Source organism: Evansella cellulosilytica DSM 2522, from assembly GCF_000177235.2.
Taxonomy (GTDB): domain Bacteria; phylum Bacillota; class Bacilli; order Bacillales; family Salisediminibacteriaceae; genus Evansella; species Evansella cellulosilytica.
The window spans coordinates 2817912-2834265 of sequence record NC_014829.1 but is presented as its reverse complement, the minus strand read 5'-3'; the positions used below and the strand labels follow the sequence as shown (position 1 = coordinate 2834265).

Annotated in this window: 17 protein-coding genes; 15 read left to right on the top strand and 2 right to left on the bottom strand. The window is 35.6% G+C overall.

Annotated elements, in window-relative coordinates; all coding sequences use genetic code 11:
- The first annotated feature begins 50 nt into the window (after positions 1-50).
- The 9 genes from BCELL_RS21660 (at position 51) to coaD (ending at position 7835) form a co-directional block, all read left to right on the top strand.
- Positions 51-527, top strand: a complete 477-nt coding sequence (locus BCELL_RS21660) for a YlbD family protein (protein ID WP_013489212.1) — start codon at positions 51-53, stop codon at positions 525-527.
- Positions 528-542: 15 nt separating this feature from the next.
- Positions 543-782 (top strand): YlbE-like family protein, encoded by a 240-nt coding sequence (locus tag BCELL_RS12995; RefSeq protein WP_013489211.1) that lies wholly within the window; start codon positions 543-545, stop codon positions 780-782.
- Between the two features lie 110 nt (positions 783-892).
- Positions 893-2554 (top strand): DNA repair helicase XPB, encoded by a 1662-nt coding sequence (locus BCELL_RS12990; protein ID WP_013489210.1) that lies wholly within the window; start codon positions 893-895, stop codon positions 2552-2554.
- Positions 2536-4062, top strand: coding sequence for a hypothetical protein (locus tag BCELL_RS12985; protein WP_041808258.1), 1527 nt, complete (start codon positions 2536-2538; stop codon positions 4060-4062). Before BCELL_RS12990 ends, BCELL_RS12985 begins: the two co-directional genes overlap by 19 nt.
- A gap of 35 nt (positions 4063-4097) precedes the next feature.
- Positions 4098-4553 carry a YlbF/YmcA family competence regulator gene (locus BCELL_RS12980; RefSeq protein WP_013489208.1) on the top strand — a complete coding sequence of 152 codons (456 nt, stop codon included), beginning with the start codon at positions 4098-4100 and terminating at the stop codon, positions 4551-4553.
- Positions 4554-4621: 68 nt separating this feature from the next.
- Positions 4622-4897 (top strand): YlbG family protein, encoded by a 276-nt coding sequence (locus BCELL_RS12975; protein ID WP_013489207.1) that lies wholly within the window; start codon positions 4622-4624, stop codon positions 4895-4897.
- Between the two features lie 171 nt (positions 4898-5068).
- Positions 5069-6286: an MFS transporter gene (locus tag BCELL_RS12970; protein WP_013489206.1), complete on the top strand. Its 1218-nt coding sequence runs from the start codon at positions 5069-5071 to the stop codon at positions 6284-6286.
- Positions 6287-6784: 498 nt separating this feature from the next.
- On the top strand, positions 6785-7333 hold the full coding sequence (gene rsmD / locus BCELL_RS12965) for a 16S rRNA (guanine(966)-N(2))-methyltransferase RsmD (RefSeq protein WP_013489205.1): 549 nt from the start codon (positions 6785-6787) through the stop codon (positions 7331-7333).
- 22 nt (positions 7334-7355) lie between these two features.
- Positions 7356-7835 (top strand): pantetheine-phosphate adenylyltransferase, encoded by a 480-nt coding sequence (coaD, locus tag BCELL_RS12960; RefSeq protein ID WP_013489204.1) that lies wholly within the window; start codon positions 7356-7358, stop codon positions 7833-7835.
- 142 nt (positions 7836-7977) lie between these two features.
- On the opposite strand, the gene ylbJ is transcribed toward coaD, so the two are convergent.
- Positions 7978-9225, bottom strand: coding sequence for a sporulation integral membrane protein YlbJ (gene ylbJ / locus BCELL_RS12955; RefSeq protein WP_013489203.1), 1248 nt, complete (start codon positions 9223-9225; stop codon positions 7978-7980).
- 113 nt (positions 9226-9338) lie between these two features.
- On the opposite strand from ylbJ, the gene BCELL_RS12950 reads away from it, so the two are divergent.
- Together BCELL_RS12950 and BCELL_RS12945 are read left to right on the top strand one after the other, a co-directional pair.
- Complete coding sequence (locus tag BCELL_RS12950; RefSeq protein ID WP_013489202.1) at positions 9339-10127, top strand: patatin-like phospholipase family protein; 789 nt, start codon at positions 9339-9341, stop codon at positions 10125-10127.
- Positions 10120-11163 carry a SepM family pheromone-processing serine protease gene (locus tag BCELL_RS12945; protein WP_013489201.1) on the top strand — a complete coding sequence of 348 codons (1044 nt, stop codon included), beginning with the start codon at positions 10120-10122 and terminating at the stop codon, positions 11161-11163. The genes BCELL_RS12950 and BCELL_RS12945 overlap by 8 nt, the downstream gene beginning before the upstream one ends.
- 157 nt (positions 11164-11320) lie before the next feature.
- Here BCELL_RS12945 and BCELL_RS12940 read toward each other — a convergent pair whose 3' ends face one another.
- Positions 11321-12538: a nucleotidyltransferase gene (locus BCELL_RS12940; protein WP_013489200.1), complete on the bottom strand. Its 1218-nt coding sequence runs from the start codon at positions 12536-12538 to the stop codon at positions 11321-11323.
- Positions 12539-12843: 305 nt separating this feature from the next.
- Between BCELL_RS12940 and BCELL_RS12935 the strand changes: the two genes are divergently transcribed.
- From BCELL_RS12935 to BCELL_RS12920, 4 genes are all read left to right on the top strand, one after another.
- A complete protein-coding gene (locus BCELL_RS12935; RefSeq protein ID WP_013489199.1) occupies positions 12844-13356 on the top strand; it encodes a YceD family protein in 513 nt (170 codons plus the stop codon).
- A 52-nt stretch (positions 13357-13408) separates the two neighbouring features.
- On the top strand, positions 13409-13582 hold the full coding sequence (gene rpmF, locus BCELL_RS12930; protein WP_013489198.1) for a 50S ribosomal protein L32: 174 nt from the start codon (positions 13409-13411) through the stop codon (positions 13580-13582).
- 572 nt (positions 13583-14154) lie between these two features.
- Positions 14155-14712 (top strand): RsfA family transcriptional regulator, encoded by a 558-nt coding sequence (locus BCELL_RS12925; RefSeq protein ID WP_041808982.1) that lies wholly within the window; start codon positions 14155-14157, stop codon positions 14710-14712.
- A 352-nt stretch (positions 14713-15064) separates the two neighbouring features.
- Positions 15065-16297 (top strand): IS110 family RNA-guided transposase, encoded by a 1233-nt coding sequence (locus BCELL_RS12920; RefSeq protein ID WP_013488793.1) that lies wholly within the window; start codon positions 15065-15067, stop codon positions 16295-16297.
- Positions 16298-16354 lie beyond the last annotated feature (57 nt).

Below are 16354 nucleotides of genomic sequence, written 5' to 3'. Positions count from 1 at the left end.
ATGATGTAGTAACGAATAATCTAGTCTTCTGACTAGGAGGTGTTTTAGTCGTGGGAAAACTACATCCAGATGTGAAAAAATTTAAGGTGTTTGTTAAAAAAAATCCATATGTATTAAAAGAAGTAAAAAAAGGAGAAAAGACGCTTCAGGATTTGTTTGAAGAATGGCTTTTATTTGGAGAAGACGATGATATATGGGAAACATATAAGGAGGATGTGGGTGAAGAGGAAGAAGAATTAGAAGAGGAAGAAGACGGAGAAGAAGATAATGAAGATGAGGAAGATTCAAAGAGTGATAAAAAGAAAAAGTCGGAGAAAAATTCAATAAATACGCAAGATTTACTGGCAATGCTTAAAAAAATGAACTTTAATGACTTGCAAAATCATTTGACGCAGTTTAGTGGTGTATTAGCTTCCGTACAGGAGTTGTTAGGACAGTTTAAGCCAACTCAACAGCAATCTTCTGGTGAATCAACAAATACAGATCGGCAACAGCAAAACGCTCCTTTTTCATTCCGTGATGACTAAAAGGGAGGGTCAATAATGCGAACAGAAGTTTACGAATACATTCTTCAGCAACCAGAACTTCATCAATTTTTACGTTATCACCCAGCTTGGTATCGAAAGTTGTCTCGAGAACCTGGAGCAATTTATGAAATGGAGAAGGATGCAAAAGTATTCTATGGAAAAACATTCCCACAACGGATGGATAAATTACAAAGTAACATGAATATGGCAATGATGATGCTTGAAATGATGAAAAATTTTAATACAAAAAGCTAAAGGTGTTTCAATGAGTGGTTATTGAAACACTTTTTTCTATTATAGTTGGATGTATATCTATTGGAGTAAAAGTAGACATTAATGGATAAAAGAGGAAGGGAGGAACTAACATGCCGTTGACGATCCAAAATGATGGCACTATTTTTTTTCAAACGGATCATCCAGAAGCAAAAATCGTTCAACCTTTTTTAAGTAAGTTTGCACAACTGATACAAACGCCGGCTACTATTCATATATACAAATTAAACGCTTTTTCTATATGGTATGCGTTAGAGGAAGGTATAACTTTAAAGGAAATATTACATTTTTTAGTTAGTTTTTCAGGGAAAGAATTACCGAAGGAAGTAGAGGAGCAATTACTTGAGTGGGAAAAGCGAAATGGTAAGCTTTATTTGCTGCCAACAGAGTCTGATGGACCTTGTCTCGTTAGTGAGGAAAAAAACTTATTAAAGAAAATTTTAAATAGAAATAAAGTACATAACGTCATTCATTTGCAAGGAAAAGAAGCATTACCTATTTCGATGAAAGACCGTGGTTTGATTAAACAGGAAATGATCGATAAAGGATACCCTGTGACAGATAAACTTGGTGTAGAAAGCGGAAGATCATTAGCTTTCTCAATTGAATCACATGTAAAGCTAAGACCTTACCAAAAAGAGGCAGTCGATTCCTTTATTAATGCAAATGGTGGAGTAGAAGGTAATGGTTTTATTATTTTGCCATGTGGATCAGGGAAAACAATCGTTGGACTTGGGGTCATGGATAAAATTAAAGAAGATACATTAATATTAGTTCCAAACGATACTTCCTTACAACAGTGGTATAACGAACTATTAGATAAAACTTCATTACAGAAATCACAAATAGGACTTTATACGAGTGAGAAGAAAGAAGTGAAGGAAGTAACTATAACAACATATCAAATGTTAACGTATCATCACTCTAACAATAAAAGCAAAGGTGATTTTCCTCATTTCTCTTTATTTCATCAACGATCTTGGGGATTAGTTATTTATGATGAGGTACATTTATTACCCGCACCATTATTTAGAATTACATCAAATCTGCAGGGGAAAAGAAGGTTAGGACTTACTGCTACCTTTGTTCGTGAAGATAAGAAAGAAAGTGATATATATAGCTTAATAGGTCCAAAAAGATATGAGGTAGGGATTAAGGCCTTAGAAGAAAATGGATGGATTGCCAAACCTATTTGTATGGAATATAAAATTCCATTTACTGAGAAGCAATGGGAAAAATATTTCACATTATCGAAGAGGGAAAGGTATCGTTTTGCTAGTGAAAATGAACAAAAGCTATCATTGTTAAAGCGTATAGTGGAAAAGCACCATGATGTGCCAATAATTATTATTGGACAATATTTAGATCAGCTGCATCGTATTGCTCGAGAGCTACAGCTACCGCTTATTACAGGTGAAACGAAAAAATCGGAAAGACAAAAGATATATGATGATTTTAAAAAAGGAAACATACAGACACTCGTTTTAAGTCGAGTAGCCAATATGGCTGTTGATTTACCAGATGCACAAGTAGCTATCCAAATTTCAGGTACTTATGGGTCACGTCAAGAGGAAGCACAGCGCATAGGAAGGCTATTACGTCCTAAAAAGAGTGGGGAACCTGTCTATTTTTATACACTCATTACTCCGATGACTCAGGAAGAAGAAGTAGCAAGCAACCGGCAGTTATTCATGCACGAGCAAGGATATTCATACAAATGGGAAGAGTGGTCAATATGTTCGGAAAGTATATAGAAGATAGGGTAGCATTTAATGAAGAGAAAAATCCGGATACTTGGAATAATCTAACAAAAGAAGAGGGGGAATTGTTATCTTGGTTCATGCTAGAAATGGATAAAAGAAAAAATGTGATAGATAAACATGGAACAGAGAGTTTCGGCCCATTTTATTATTACTTTTATATGAATAAGCTTTATGAAAAAAAACTGCTATTTCAAATAGAAATTGGAAATGAATTATTTTATACGATCCCTAGAGAAATGGATGAATACTTCACGACAAAACGATATAAAAAAATTACTGGTAATACTTACAGCTTCGATATGCGTGTGTTCTTAGTACATTTATTGAAACATTTTAATGAAGTCATTCACCAAAACGGAGACAATCGAGAAGGGAACGATCCGTATCATCTCCATACTGTAGTTCATTTTCTGAAAAAACATGACTTAGCGGTGCTATCCGAGTGGGTACGTTTAAATCCAGATGACTTTTTTGAATCGATAACAATACACTATTTGTCACACTTATTTAATCGTGACGATAAAGATGCAATTTTGCTTTTTAAAGAGATGTTATATGGTCATTCCTTTTCTTTCTATGATGCTATCAATACAATGGATGATCAAAACGACATTGTCGAATATCCTTTCTTTATTAATGGAAAACCCAGTAGTTGTATTGATAGTTTAATGGAAAAACGTAAAGACTACGATGGTATTGTGAGACTTAATGAAAGTGAGTTTTTAATTCCTAGTGATGCCCCGATTAGCTTATTGTGGAGTATTACATTATTTGCCCAAATAAAGTCCATTGGGCAAATGCTGCATGTATCTTTTTCAAATGATTCTGTTCAACAAGCGAAAAAGCATAGAGTACCTTATTCCTTATGGGATGATTGTCTAGATAGCTTAAAGTTGGAGTCAACTAGTGAAAAACAATCAATGAAGCAATACTGGGAGATGGCGCATCCAATAGTAAAAAGAGATGTGTACATCTTTTATGAAATAAGCACAAAAGCATTATTACATCAGTTAAAAAAGGAAGTTGTTAATGAGTTTGGTGCTCACTGTGTGGTTGAGCATGAGGAAGGATTGTTTATTTTAGAAAGTATAAGTGAAAAATGGGAAAGACTTTTAAAAAAATCTTCCTTAACGTTTAAAGAAAGGCTAACAGAAGAAAAAGATAATTCTGACAATAAGGTCTTCAGGAAAGTAGACATTGAGCCAGATGAATGGCAGGAAGTTGATCGACTTTCAGCTGTTTCTTTTCAGTTAATGTCTTATAAGGAGAATATGATGGCTAGACTTATAAGACAAAGCCAAGCGTTAAAATTGCCAATACTTATTGAAACATCAAATAAAGAGAAGTTTATCGTGGAGGTGAAGACGTTAAATTTCCAGGCGAATAATGCTAATATTTTAACGTATAAAGGGTATGAAATGTCAATACAGCAAATTCACCGATTAGCTATCGTTCACCCACATAATCAAGATAGTACTACAAATATAGTAAAAAAATAAAAACACTGTTATAATGGGGAAACGGAGGTGAAAGTATGTATTCAACGATGACTAATGTTGACATACTCCAAGAAGTTTACGATTTTAGTGATTTTATTACATCATCTGAAGTATTTCTTCATTATATAGAAACAAAAAGGGCACTTGAGAAAAACCGAGATGCTCAAAGAATGATAACACATTTCCAAGCACTGAAAGAAAAGTATGAGGAAGTGCAACGCTTTGGGAAATATCATCCTGATTTTGATAAAGTAACGAAAGAGGTACGTGAGTGGAAAAGGAAAGTAGATACAAACCTTTTCGTTTCAGAATTTAAAAAAGCAGAGGAAGAACTAAATCAACTTCTCGTCGAAATAAGCCAAATAGTTGCTAATGCTGTTTCAACGCATATAAAAGTACCAACCGGAAATCCTTTCTTTGATCAAGGTGGATGTGGTACTGGTGGATGCGGAAGTGGTGGCGGATGCGGTTGTAGTACAAAAAAGAAGTAGTGAATCTTGCAAAAATACATGCATCATGCTAGACTAATGGAAAATTGGCGGAAAAAAGGAGTAACAATATGGTAGGAAATCGAGTTGGACTAGCTGTCTGGATCCAATCTCTTAAGCAAGTGAAGCAACTCCGGAGATTTGGTAATATTCATTATGTATCTAGGAAAATGAAGTATGTAGTTATGTACTGTGACGAAGCTGACGTGCAAGCAACAATGGAAAGACTTCGTTCGTTTTCTTTCGTTAAAGATGTTTCCATGTCTATGAGACCGTGGATTAAGACAGAATATCAAAGTGCAGTTCCTGAAAAAGAAAAAGAATTTGATTATAAAATGGGAATATAATGTCATTTTTGCGTTTTCTACTTCACTTGTAACCTCAGCTTCCAACTAAAGTTGGAAGCTTTTTTATTGCAATAGAGTGACTCCCAATCCTTCTAATAATATCCAATGAAACACTGGAAATTTCGGTTTACGAAATATATAATGGATGGTGACTCTAAAGGATGTGAACGTATGGAAAAAACAAGTTGGAAACGAAATTTATATATATTAATGGTATGTCAATTTTTTGTTATGGCGGCAATGACAATGATTATCCCCTTTTTACCCCTCTATTTACAAGAACTTGGCGTGACAGATTCGCAATCTGTTAGTAGATGGTCCGGCATTATATTTGGAGCTAATTTCTTAACCGCTTTTCTTTTTTCACCTTTATGGGGAAAGTTAGCGGATAAGCATGGAAGAAAAATGATGCTTTTAAGATCAGGATTTGGAATGGCAATTGTTATTACCTTAACTGGTTTTGCAACAGGGCCGTGGTCATTATTACTACTAAGGCTATTAAATGGTATGATCTCAGGATTTATTCCTGCAGCTGTTGCTTTGATCTCTATGAGCACACCTAAAAGACAGGTCGGTTATGCATTAGGGTTATTACAAGCTGGTGCTGTAGCTGGAGGGATTTGTGGTCCGTTATTTGGCGGTGTAATGGCCGATTTTATGGGCTTTAGAATGATCTTTTATATAACTGGTATCACAATACTGGTAGCAGCATTTGTTGTGCTATTTTTTGTTAAAGAGAATTTTGAGAAAAAAGAAACACGTGTAAAAACGAACACGATGCAAGATTTTAAAAAAATCGCATCAACTTCGCCTTTAATGGCATTATTTCTTGTATTCTTTGTCGTTCAATGTGCCCTAATCGGTATAAATCCATTACTTTCTCTTTATGTTCAGGAGCTCACACAAGCACAAAATTTAGCCTTTTATGCTGGGTTGGCAATGTCGGTAATGGGGTTAGCTAATATGTCGGCAAGTCCATTACTTGGGAGGGTAAGTGACAAAAAAGGTGCACATTATGTTTTATTAGGTGCCCTCATTTTTGCAGCTGTTATTACACTTCCTCAAGCTTTTGTTCAAAGCTATTGGCAATTGATTGCATTTCGTTTTTTATTAGGGCTTTGTTTAGGAGGTTTACTTCCGTCCATTAATTCGCTTATTCGACATTTAGCCCCTGAAGGTATGGAAAGTAGAACTTTTGGCTTCTCTAATTCTTTTATGTATTTAGGAACGATGCTTGGTCCTATATTAGGAGGCTGGTTAGCTTCCTTTGCAGGAATTAGGAGCTTATTTATAGCATCTGCTATATTATTATTATTGAACGTTATGATAGTAAAAATAAAAGTAGTACCAGTAATGAAGAGGAAGATGAGCGAAAATGTTAATAGTTAACGAAGTAAAAAAAAACCCGCAGATTACTCTGCGGGCTGCCTCATAACTTCAATAAAAAGTGAGTATATCACCTAGTATGAAGTTAAGGCTATGGGAGAGGAGAAACCGGAGGAAGAACTTATGGGGAAACGTAAGCCTTCTCCGCGGTTGTCAGCAACATCACTGTTGCTATTCTTAGTATGGACGATGAGACAGAGAATATACGTATAAAGAAAGAGAAAGATTTTTTTGACATTTGCAAAGCTTTATTACGTAGCGTTATTTTCTCTTTTTCTCTTCATATGGTACGATGATTTTATTATAAGGATCTGTTAAAGGCTAATGTTGATTTTCACGAAAGGACCGAGACGCCTGTGGGAAAAGCATTAGCTGAAGATCCTGCAGGGTGGGTTGCCCGAGGAAGCTGAAGCAATGCCCTAGGCAAGCGAGCGTCCTGAAGCGAAAATCAACAACAAAGTTTAACATAGCCTAATATAAAAAAATTGATAGGTGAGGAAAATGCGCGTAATAAGTGGCAAGTTTAAAGGATTACATATGAAAGCTGTTCCTGGTCAATCGACACGTCCGACAACGGATAAAGTGAAAGAATCAATCTTCAATATGGTAGGGCCATATTTTGATGGGGGTAGCATGTTAGATTTATATGGAGGTAGTGGAGCTATTGCAATTGAAGCATTAAGTAGAGGGATCGAAAAAGCAGTCATCATTGACCGAGATCGCAAGGCAATCGAAACGATATATATGAATATCAAAAGCTGTAAGATTGAAGATGAAGTGGAAGTTTACAGAACAGAAGCCTCAAGAGCCTTAAACGCTTTAAGAAAGAAAGGAAGTACTTTTGATCTCATTTTTTTAGACCCTCCTTATTTAAAACAGAGGCTAGAGGAAGAGCTTCTATTTATCGCCGAACATAGATTATTGGACAAATTAGGAAAAATTGTTGTTGAACATGCAGCAACAGTCGAATTAAATGAGTCATATAGCGATTTAACAAAAATTAGAGAAGAACGTTACGGTGATACAATAATTAGTATTTATTCTATTTAATCTATACATAGGAGGGATTAGAATGGCGACAATTGCTGTTTACCCAGGCAGTTTTGATCCTGTAACTAATGGCCATTTGGATATTATTTCAAGAGGTGCAAATGTATTTGAAAAAGTTATTGTTGCGGTGCTTCATAATCGAAGCAAACAACCGTTATTTTCAATTGAAGAACGAGTAGCGTTATTACGAGAAACTACAAAACATATTGAAAATGTAGAGGTAGACTTCTTTGATGGTCTTTTAATTAACTATGTAAAAAACAAACAAGCGACAACAATTATTAAAGGTCTTCGTGCTATTTCAGATTTTGAATATGAACTGCAAATGGCTTCTATTAATCGAAAACTTGATGAGAAAGTAGAAACTTTTTTTATGATGAGTAATAATCAATATTCTTACTTAAGCTCAAGTATCGTTAAAGAATTAGCAAAGTATGAAGCACCAATCGAAGACTTAGTCCCACCTAGCGTGGAAAAAGCAATAAGAAACAAGTTTAAGTAAATAATGGATTATTGTTATAGGAAAAGAGCCACATAAGTATACTCCAATACATAAGGCTGGCTAAAAGGATAAAGATGCACCTTAAGAGCCAGCCTCTTTCATTCTTGCGCAGCTGCTGGACCTGCGTAGCAAACTATACATTTCAATAGTAGTCAAACTTGCTCTCTCTATTCCTAAATAATAAAATGGTAAGCCAAACTATGAGTGTCGTCATTGTTATGAGGCTTCCCCATTGAAGTAACCAAGTATAATGGGTATAAAATATGTTAGAAACATTCTCAGATTGCTGAAAAACTGGTAATGCATCACCTTTATATTCTGATGAAGTTTCAACGTAAAGCCAATCAAATATCAAATAAGCAAGCAGTGCAGAAATAAATCCATGAAGACATCTAGCTAAGAAAAACGGTTTAAAGCGAATATCCGTATCAGCTAATATACTTGCCACTTGTGCCTGCACACTTAATCCATTAAAAGCAAGTATAAAACTAACAACGACAGCTTGTTGAAGTAGTGTAGTTTGTACTGTCTCACTTACAAGCTGACTACCTAACGTGATCTCAAAAATACCTTGAATGATTCCTGGGCTTAATTCACCCGGCATTTGTAAAATGCCAAGCACGATTGTAATTATTAAGCTTAAAATTAGTGAAATATTAATGATCTCTAAAATACGAGTTAACACGGAAAATAGAATAATAAATCCGCCTATCATTAATAATGTTTGAATAGCAGATTGTACTGCATCACCCATCATTTTTCCGAAAGGGCGGTTATCCTTTAAACGTTCTTGATGCATCGATTTGATGGCATAGCTTAAAGAAAAATTCTTTTTTGCTCGACTTCTATTTAAATTTTCACGCTCAATATCGTTTCCATAATAGCGCATGGTTAATCCTACGATTAAATTACCTCCATAGTGAGCGGCTGCAAGTACAACACCGAGAGCAGGGTTATGGAAAAATCCTACAGCTATTGCACCAAATATAAATAATGGGTTTGATGCATTGGAAAAGGAGACTAATCGTTCTCCTTCAATGGCTGTAATTTCTCCTTTTTGGCGTAATCTCGCTGTCAATTTAGCGCCAGCTGGAAACCCGGAAGCTAACCCCATTGCCCAAACGAAGCCACCTGATCCTGGCACTCTAAATAACGGTCTCATGATCGGCTCAAAGAGTGCACCGATAAAAGATACTACCCCAAATCGAATAAGGAATTCTGACATAATAAAAAAGGGAAGTAATGATGGAAATACAACATCCCACCACATCGTGAGCCCTCTAATGGATGCATCGTAAGCTTCTTTTGGAAAGATCATAAAAGAAATAGCTAGAAAACTTGTTGTGCTGCCATATAAAATGGTTTTCAATAATGAGGCGTTCATATGCATGCAAAGAGCTCCTTTTCAAAACGTAATTCATAAACTTGTCCTCTTTCAAATATACGTTAGGAAAGAGAGATTAGACCATTTTCATGATAATGAGAATGAAGGAGTGTGTGGAAATGAAACCTAAAATTGGTTTAGCATTAGGTTCTGGTGGTGTAAGAGGATTTGCTCATATTGGCGTGCTTAAAGTTTTAAAAGAAGAAGGTATTCATGTTGATTATATTGCAGGTAGTAGCATGGGGGCATTAGTTGGTGTTTTATTTGGATCTGGTTATGATGCAGGAATGATGGAAAAAATGGCTTTACAATTTCGCAGGAAATATTTACTTGATTTTACAGTTCCGAAAATGGGGTTTATTAAAGGGGAAAAAGCGAAACAAATCGTTCAAATGTTAGTACATAATAAAAAACTCGAGCAGCTAGATCCAAAGGTGCATGTAGTTGCAACAGATTTAAAAAAAGGGGAAAGGATTATTTTTAAAGAAGGCGATATAGCATCAGCAGTTCGGGCTAGCATTGCCATCCCTGGGATTGTAGTACCCGAAACAATTGATGGTAGAATGTATGTCGATGGTGGTGTGATTGATCGTGTCCCTGTTTCAGTAGTCAAGGAAATGGGAGCTGATATCATTATTGCAGTAGATGTTTCTTTTCTTGATAGAGAGCCGGAAATTGCTTCAGTATATGATGTCATTATGCAAAGTATGGACATTATGGAAAGAGAAATGGTAAGATATCGAGAAATTGAATCAGATATTATGATTAAGCCAATTTTATCGCATATTAGGTCAACTCAGTTTACAAATGTACAGGAAATCATTCAAAATGGAGAAGAAGAGACTAAAAAGTTAATCACGCAGCTAAAGGAAAAGATACAAAGGTGGAAGGAGAAACAGCATGACTAAAGAAATGCATCCTAATAATCGCGGGTTAATAAAGTGGATTATAATAATAGTTCTATTATTATTTATTAATTTTTATCAATTACCGTACTATTTTACTATTCCAGGTGATGCGAAAATATTAACTGAATTTATAGAGGTTGAAGATGGAAATAAACATGAAGGAACCTTTATGCTAACGACAGTGAGAATTGGGAGAGCCAATGTTGTCAATTATGTGTGGGCCCTTTTTAGTGATGAGCGCGAATTAGTGCCAGAAGATCAAATTAGAAGAGAAGGAGAAACAGATGAAGAATATCAGCATCGGCAGTTGATGATGATGACAAGCTCGCAAGATTTAGCTGTTTTTGTAGCCTATAATCATGCAGGGGAAACAGCGTATTTCGAAAATAAAGGAGTTTACGTTACAGCTGTTGTTCCTGATATGGATGCTGAAGGAAAACTAGAGATGGGTGATCGGATCGTAGCAGTAGATGGGGAAGAGGTATTTGAAGCTAGTAAATTATTAGATTTATTAGCAGATTATTCAGTTGGGGAGAACGTTACTTTAACGATCGAGAGAGAAGAGGAAATTTCTGATGTTTCAATAGAACTGATGTATTTCCCGTCTGATTTAGACCCGAGTGGGGAACGTGGCGGTATCGGCATAGCACAACCAGTTACAGACAGGACGCTTATTCATGAACCACATATAAGCATTGATACAAATCAAATTGGTGGTCCTTCAGCAGGATTGATGTTTACACTGGAAATATACAATCAACTAACTGAGGAAGATATTACTGAAGGATACCATATTGCAGGTACAGGAACGATTGATGAAGATGGGATAGTCGGAAGGATAGGCGGAGTAAAACAAAAGGTCATTGCATCACATCATGCTGGCGCAGACTTCTTTTTTGCTCCGAATGAAAGAGGTAGTGACATTTCAAATTATGCTGTCGCACTTGAAACAGCTGAATCAATTAATACAGATATGGAAATTGTTCCAATTGATTCATTCGAAGAAGCCTTAGAATTTCTAAACAATTTAAAGTAGCTATAAAAAAACTTAAAACTAGCGAAGTGAAGCTAGTTTTAAGTTTTTTTCTTACTAAACGATTTATAAACTACTCTGAGTCTTCAAAGTAAAACACTTCTCCTCGTTTTCAGCTAAATTACATCAAGACAAAATCACCCTTATTAAGTCGTGCTATTTAATCATATTGAATGGGTACGGATTTAAATTCTTGCTGTAAAGTTTCATCCTCATAAGGAAGGGTGTGTAATTGACTAACTTGTATATCTTTTTGCAAAACTTCATGTTGAAATTCACTAGCTCGGGAAACTAATGGAACTCTCAAGTCTTTTTTAATAGATGATAAGTAATTTCTTCCTTTATTTGTCATTCCAAGTAACCTAATATATTGTGGTGAAAGTGGGTGACAATGCTGCTCCATAAATCCCTTGCTAGTGTTAGTTAAAATATGTAGTATAAGTCGCTGAATTCTTGTCCATGTATACCTTTTCGTCTTGACTGCTTCCATAAAAGATTGAAAGGAATTTACATCTTTCATCATTTTTATTAGACGATGTTCAATTCCTTCTTCGCATTCATACATCGCACGAAGTTCTGAAGTTGGTGTAGTTAATAGCTTATAACGAATAAAAGGAAAATAATGCTCCCAGTGCAAAAAGTGGGTTCCAGTATGTATTTCATCTCGTAATAAAGTCAGTGTACTCGGTGGAACATATTGCTCCACTGCTTCAATGGAAAAATTGTTTTCTATTAAAAGTTTTCTGATGGCAGTAGCACTTGCAATTTTTTGATGTTTAGTTACTTCCGTATCGTGATAATTTGCTTGCTCTCTCGTTATCGTACAAGGAGTCATTTTGCTACCCCTTTTTTTAATTGATTTTACATAGTGGTACCCAAGAATGTTATTAGGTTTTCCTAAATCAAGAATAGATTCATTAGTATTGTCAAAGACTTCTCTATAGGCTATTGAAAATGCTCTTGGATAACTAACACCTGTTTTCACTACATCCCTCACTCGCTCATCTATCTCGTTATTTCTAGAGGATACAACATCTACTGTATGTATAAAATGATCAATATTCCCTGATTCACTACCAAAACATAACTGGTTAACTTTTAATTCGTCTAATAAGCTTACTGCAGCATCAGAAAAAATTTCTGCTTTTTGTGTTGAATAAATATAAGGAAGTTCTATTACAAGATCAACACCACCTTTTAAAGCCATCTTCGTCCGCGTCCACTTGCTTGTTATAGCTGGCTCACCACGTTGAAGGAAAGAACCGCTCATTACAGCAACAGTAACATCTGCATTTGTCTTCTTCTTTGCTGCATCTAAATGATATAAATGGCCATAGTGAAATGGGTTATATTCTACTATCACACCAAGCACGTTCATAAATGTGCCACCTTCCGTATAAATTTTTCATGATATGTATATTCTAAACAGAAGTAGTGTTTTTTTAAACTCTTTATTACACAAAAGAATTGAAATGGGAATACTAAAAATGTTATTCTATTTCCTAGAATAAATTTTTCGTCTACATCTTTACGATTTCAAGTAAGCGGGCACTTTTCATATATCAGAACATTTTTATTCGCTGATACGCAAGCGTCCTTCGCTTTTCTAATTGTAAAGAATTTATCTTGACAAAAGATTTTTGGAAAGATATAATTACATTTGTTGTCTTGAGGTGAAAACCTATGAAATGGTCGGTTCCACAATTGTTGGCCTTAAAAGAAAAAGGCTTGCATATCGATGAGTCGGTTAATGTAAATGAATTAAAAGAATTAGACCGTGAAATTCGTGATATAACACCAGTACGAATTTTAGGGGATGCTCATATAACTAATCGGGCTGCTACCTTTGAATTGCAGCTATCAGGTACGATGACATTACCATGTGCTCGGACTTTGAACGATGTGAAGTATCCTTTTAAGATACGAGCTACTGAAATTTTTCAGTTAGATCAATGGGCAACCTTTGATGAGGAAGATGATGTTCACGAAGTAGAAGCTAACACGGTTGATTTACTGCCTTATGTAAAAGAACAAATTTTATTAGAAAAACCGCTCCGAGTCATTAGTGATGAGGAGGAGGGAGATGCTCCAGCCTCCGGAAAAGGATGGGAGCTTCAAACAAAGGAAGAGGAGCAAGAAAAAAAGATTGATCCTCGACTAAAAGAGCTTGAAAAATTTTTTGATAACCAAAAATAGCATCTGTTTACTTACAGCATGTTGATTGAATATCTCCAAGGAGGTGGGACTCATGGCAGTACCTTTTAGAAGAACTAGTAAAACAAAGAAGAGAATGCGTCGTACACACATTAAACTTCGCGTACCTGGTATGGTGAAATGTCCTGAATGTGGTGAAATGAAACTTTCACACCGCGTTTGTAAAGAATGTGGAACATACAAAGGGCAAGATGTTGTAAACAAATAATGACGTTAGCAGAAGGGGTGCTCCCCTTCTGTTTTTTCTTTTTATTTTAAAGCCGTCTACGTTAAACTTTCCTCCATTCTTCCCCGATAAGTAATATTGAAATGTATGGTAATGTTATTCATATAAGATAAAGTATAAAATTAGGAGAAAATTCATCTATAGCTTTTCTAACAAAGAACTCATTTTGAGGCAACTGAAAAAGTGAAAAACTTGCTGTTTCGTTGCATTAATATTCAATATACCTCATCAACTCCTATATTCAAACAACCTTATACTTATTAGTCTACCCTTTGAATTTAAGTACTTTTTCAGTACCCTAGAAGAACGCCACTTTTTCAGTGCCCTTCTCATTTTCGTTTTATATGTTTTAGTAGAGCTTGTGCTAGTCTTTTATTTTATAGCGATTGATATAACAGAAATTTTAATACACGTTATTATATTCCCCTCTGAAAACACAGAAATGCAATAATAAGAATGATCACATTAAGAAAGGTTCATACTATTTCTAGAACTTTAGTCTATCTTTTCTACTAATTGCATACATATAATGTGTGAATAATGAAGAGGGAGGGATAAATTCCTTGGTTAGACAGGATGCTTGGAATCAAGATGAAGATCTATTATTAGCGGAAGTTGTACTGCGACATATTAGAGAAGGTGGTACACAATTATCCGCATTTGAGGAAGTGGGAGAAAAATTATCACGAACACCTGCTGCTTGCGGTTTTCGCTGGAACTCTTCAATAAGAAAGAAATATGAATCAGCAATACAACTTGCAAAAAAACAAAGAAAGCAACTGAAAAAAGGGAATGAAACTAAACAAGTTGAGGATAGTGTTGTTTCTCAATTAGTTTCCCAAGAGAAAAAAGAAGACAAAACTGTTTTGCAAACGATTGAAGAGATGGTGCAATTCCTTTTAGAGAAAAAGGGAGAGCTATTAGAAAAAGAAAAAAGTATTACTCTTGAAGAAAAATCGTCGACTAGGTTAAAAGTTTTATTAGAAGAGAATCAAGCTTTGGAAAAAGAATTAACGAAGTTAAAGCATGAGTATGAAATTATAAAGAACGATTATCAACTCATGATAAATGTAATGGAAAGAGCAACGAAAAGAACACAAAGTCAAATTTAAAGATTTACTTAGACTGTGGAAATTTACCGATACGTAGTAGTGCTCACAAGTACTATAAAAGATACGGTGAATCTTTCCACTTCTTTAAAGAAGATGGTGACTCAAACTTTCATGGCTTAATAGCCACCACTATGAATGAAAATGACTTGCGACCTGTGCTTGCTAATTTTTATAATAAGATTAGCAGGTCACAGGTCGTCCCTTTATTGGTGGAATTTTTACCCCGCGACTCAAACCGACCGAATACACCTACGAGCACCGCTAATTGTCGTTAAGAACACGTGTATAAAAATACCATGCTTACAGGTGTATGACCTGCATCATTTCTATTTTTATTAAGGAGTGATGAGTTATGGATGCAGTATTGGAAAGATGTGCTGGACTAGATGTTCATCAGGAAGAGATTGTAGCTTGTGTTATGTATGGTCCATTGGAAAAACGACCAAAAAAAGAGACACAAACTTTTCTTACAACGACGAAAGGCTTACTTGCACTTCATGATTGGCTAGAAAGCTTTAAATGTACCCATGTCGCAATGGAAAGTACTGGTGTTTATTGGAAACCAGTGTGGAATATTCTAGAGGGGAGCTTCGAATTAATTCTTGCCAATGCAAAGCGCATTAAGAATGTTCCTGGTCGTAAGACCGATGTCAGTGATGCAGCCTGGATTACCCAGTTATTGAGATGTGGGTTGATCACACCAAGTTTTGTTCCACCTGAAAACTTCCGAGATCTACGGGATTATACTCGTTACCGTAGAAAGCTTGTTGGCAATGCATCTTCAGAAAAAAATCGTATCCATAAGATCTTACAAGATGCAAACGTCAAGTTAACCACTTTTGTTAGTGATTTATTTGGTGTATCTGGACGAGCTCTTTTAGAGTCAATCATTAATGGTGAGGTGTTAACGGAGGAGCAGGTAAGAAGCTTGGTGAAAACTTCTTTAAAGAGAAAAGTACCTCAATTAGTTGATGCTTTAAATGGACGAGTACGCCAGCATCATCGAAAAATTATTCGCATGCATTATGATCATTTAATTTATCTTGAGAAACAAATTTCAGAATTGGAGGGCGAAATCGACCGTCTAATAACCCCCTATGACGAATATGTTGAATTACTCGATACAATCCCTGGTGTAAGTTTTAATGCTATAGCGGTGATTATTGCAGAGATTGGCGTAGATATGTCTTGTTTCCCATCTGATAAGCACTTAGCTTCATGGGGTGGATTATGTCCTGGTAATAATGAGAGTGCTGGAAAGAAAAAAAACTCCCGGACCCAAAAAGGGAACAGGAGTTTAAAGGGTGTCCTTTGTCAAGCAGCATGGTCCGCATCCAAATCCAAAGGAACCCGCCTCTCCTCATTCTTCCATCGTGTGCAGAAGAGAAGAGGTCAATATAAAGCATCGATGGCTACAGCACATCTTATTTTAAGGATAATATATCATATTATTAAAGACAAGATCCCCTATGAAGAATTAGGGTGGGATTATGCAGAAAAAGATACGGAAAGGAAGATCAACTACTGGATTAAGAATATTGAGTCAAAAGGCTTTAAAGTGACGGTAGAACAACCTACAGCCTAAAAGTAAAAAAATGGAAAAGAGTACCCGTAAGGATACCCTCCCCCTTTTTTTGTTTTT

Bases quoted from the DNA above. Each gene is read 5' to 3' on its own strand.
- BCELL_RS12995 (WP_013489211.1), top strand. From the start codon at position 543: ATGCGAACAGAAGTTTACGAATACATTCTTCAGCAACCAGAACTTCAT.
- BCELL_RS12990 (WP_013489210.1), top strand. From the start codon at position 893: ATGCCGTTGACGATCCAAAATGATGGCACTATTTTTTTTCAAACGGAT.
- BCELL_RS12985 (WP_041808258.1), top strand. From the start codon at position 2,536: ATGTTCGGAAAGTATATAGAAGATAGGGTAGCATTTAATGAAGAGAAA.
- BCELL_RS12980 (WP_013489208.1), top strand. From the start codon at position 4,098: ATGTATTCAACGATGACTAATGTTGACATACTCCAAGAAGTTTACGAT.
- BCELL_RS12975 (WP_013489207.1), top strand. From the start codon at position 4,622: ATGGTAGGAAATCGAGTTGGACTAGCTGTCTGGATCCAATCTCTTAAG.
- BCELL_RS12970 (WP_013489206.1), top strand. From the start codon at position 5,069: ATGGAAAAAACAAGTTGGAAACGAAATTTATATATATTAATGGTATGT.
- rsmD (WP_013489205.1), top strand. From the start codon at position 6,785: ATGCGCGTAATAAGTGGCAAGTTTAAAGGATTACATATGAAAGCTGTT.
- coaD (WP_013489204.1), top strand. From the start codon at position 7,356: ATGGCGACAATTGCTGTTTACCCAGGCAGTTTTGATCCTGTAACTAAT.
- ylbJ (WP_013489203.1), bottom strand. From the start codon at position 9,225: ATGCATATGAACGCCTCATTATTGAAAACCATTTTATATGGCAGCACA.
- BCELL_RS12950 (WP_013489202.1), top strand. From the start codon at position 9,339: ATGAAACCTAAAATTGGTTTAGCATTAGGTTCTGGTGGTGTAAGAGGA.
- BCELL_RS12945 (WP_013489201.1), top strand. From the start codon at position 10,120: ATGACTAAAGAAATGCATCCTAATAATCGCGGGTTAATAAAGTGGATT.
- BCELL_RS12940 (WP_013489200.1), bottom strand. From the start codon at position 12,538: ATGAACGTGCTTGGTGTGATAGTAGAATATAACCCATTTCACTATGGC.
- BCELL_RS12935 (WP_013489199.1), top strand. From the start codon at position 12,844: ATGAAATGGTCGGTTCCACAATTGTTGGCCTTAAAAGAAAAAGGCTTG.
- rpmF (WP_013489198.1), top strand. From the start codon at position 13,409: ATGGCAGTACCTTTTAGAAGAACTAGTAAAACAAAGAAGAGAATGCGT.
- BCELL_RS12920 (WP_013488793.1), top strand. From the start codon at position 15,065: ATGGATGCAGTATTGGAAAGATGTGCTGGACTAGATGTTCATCAGGAA.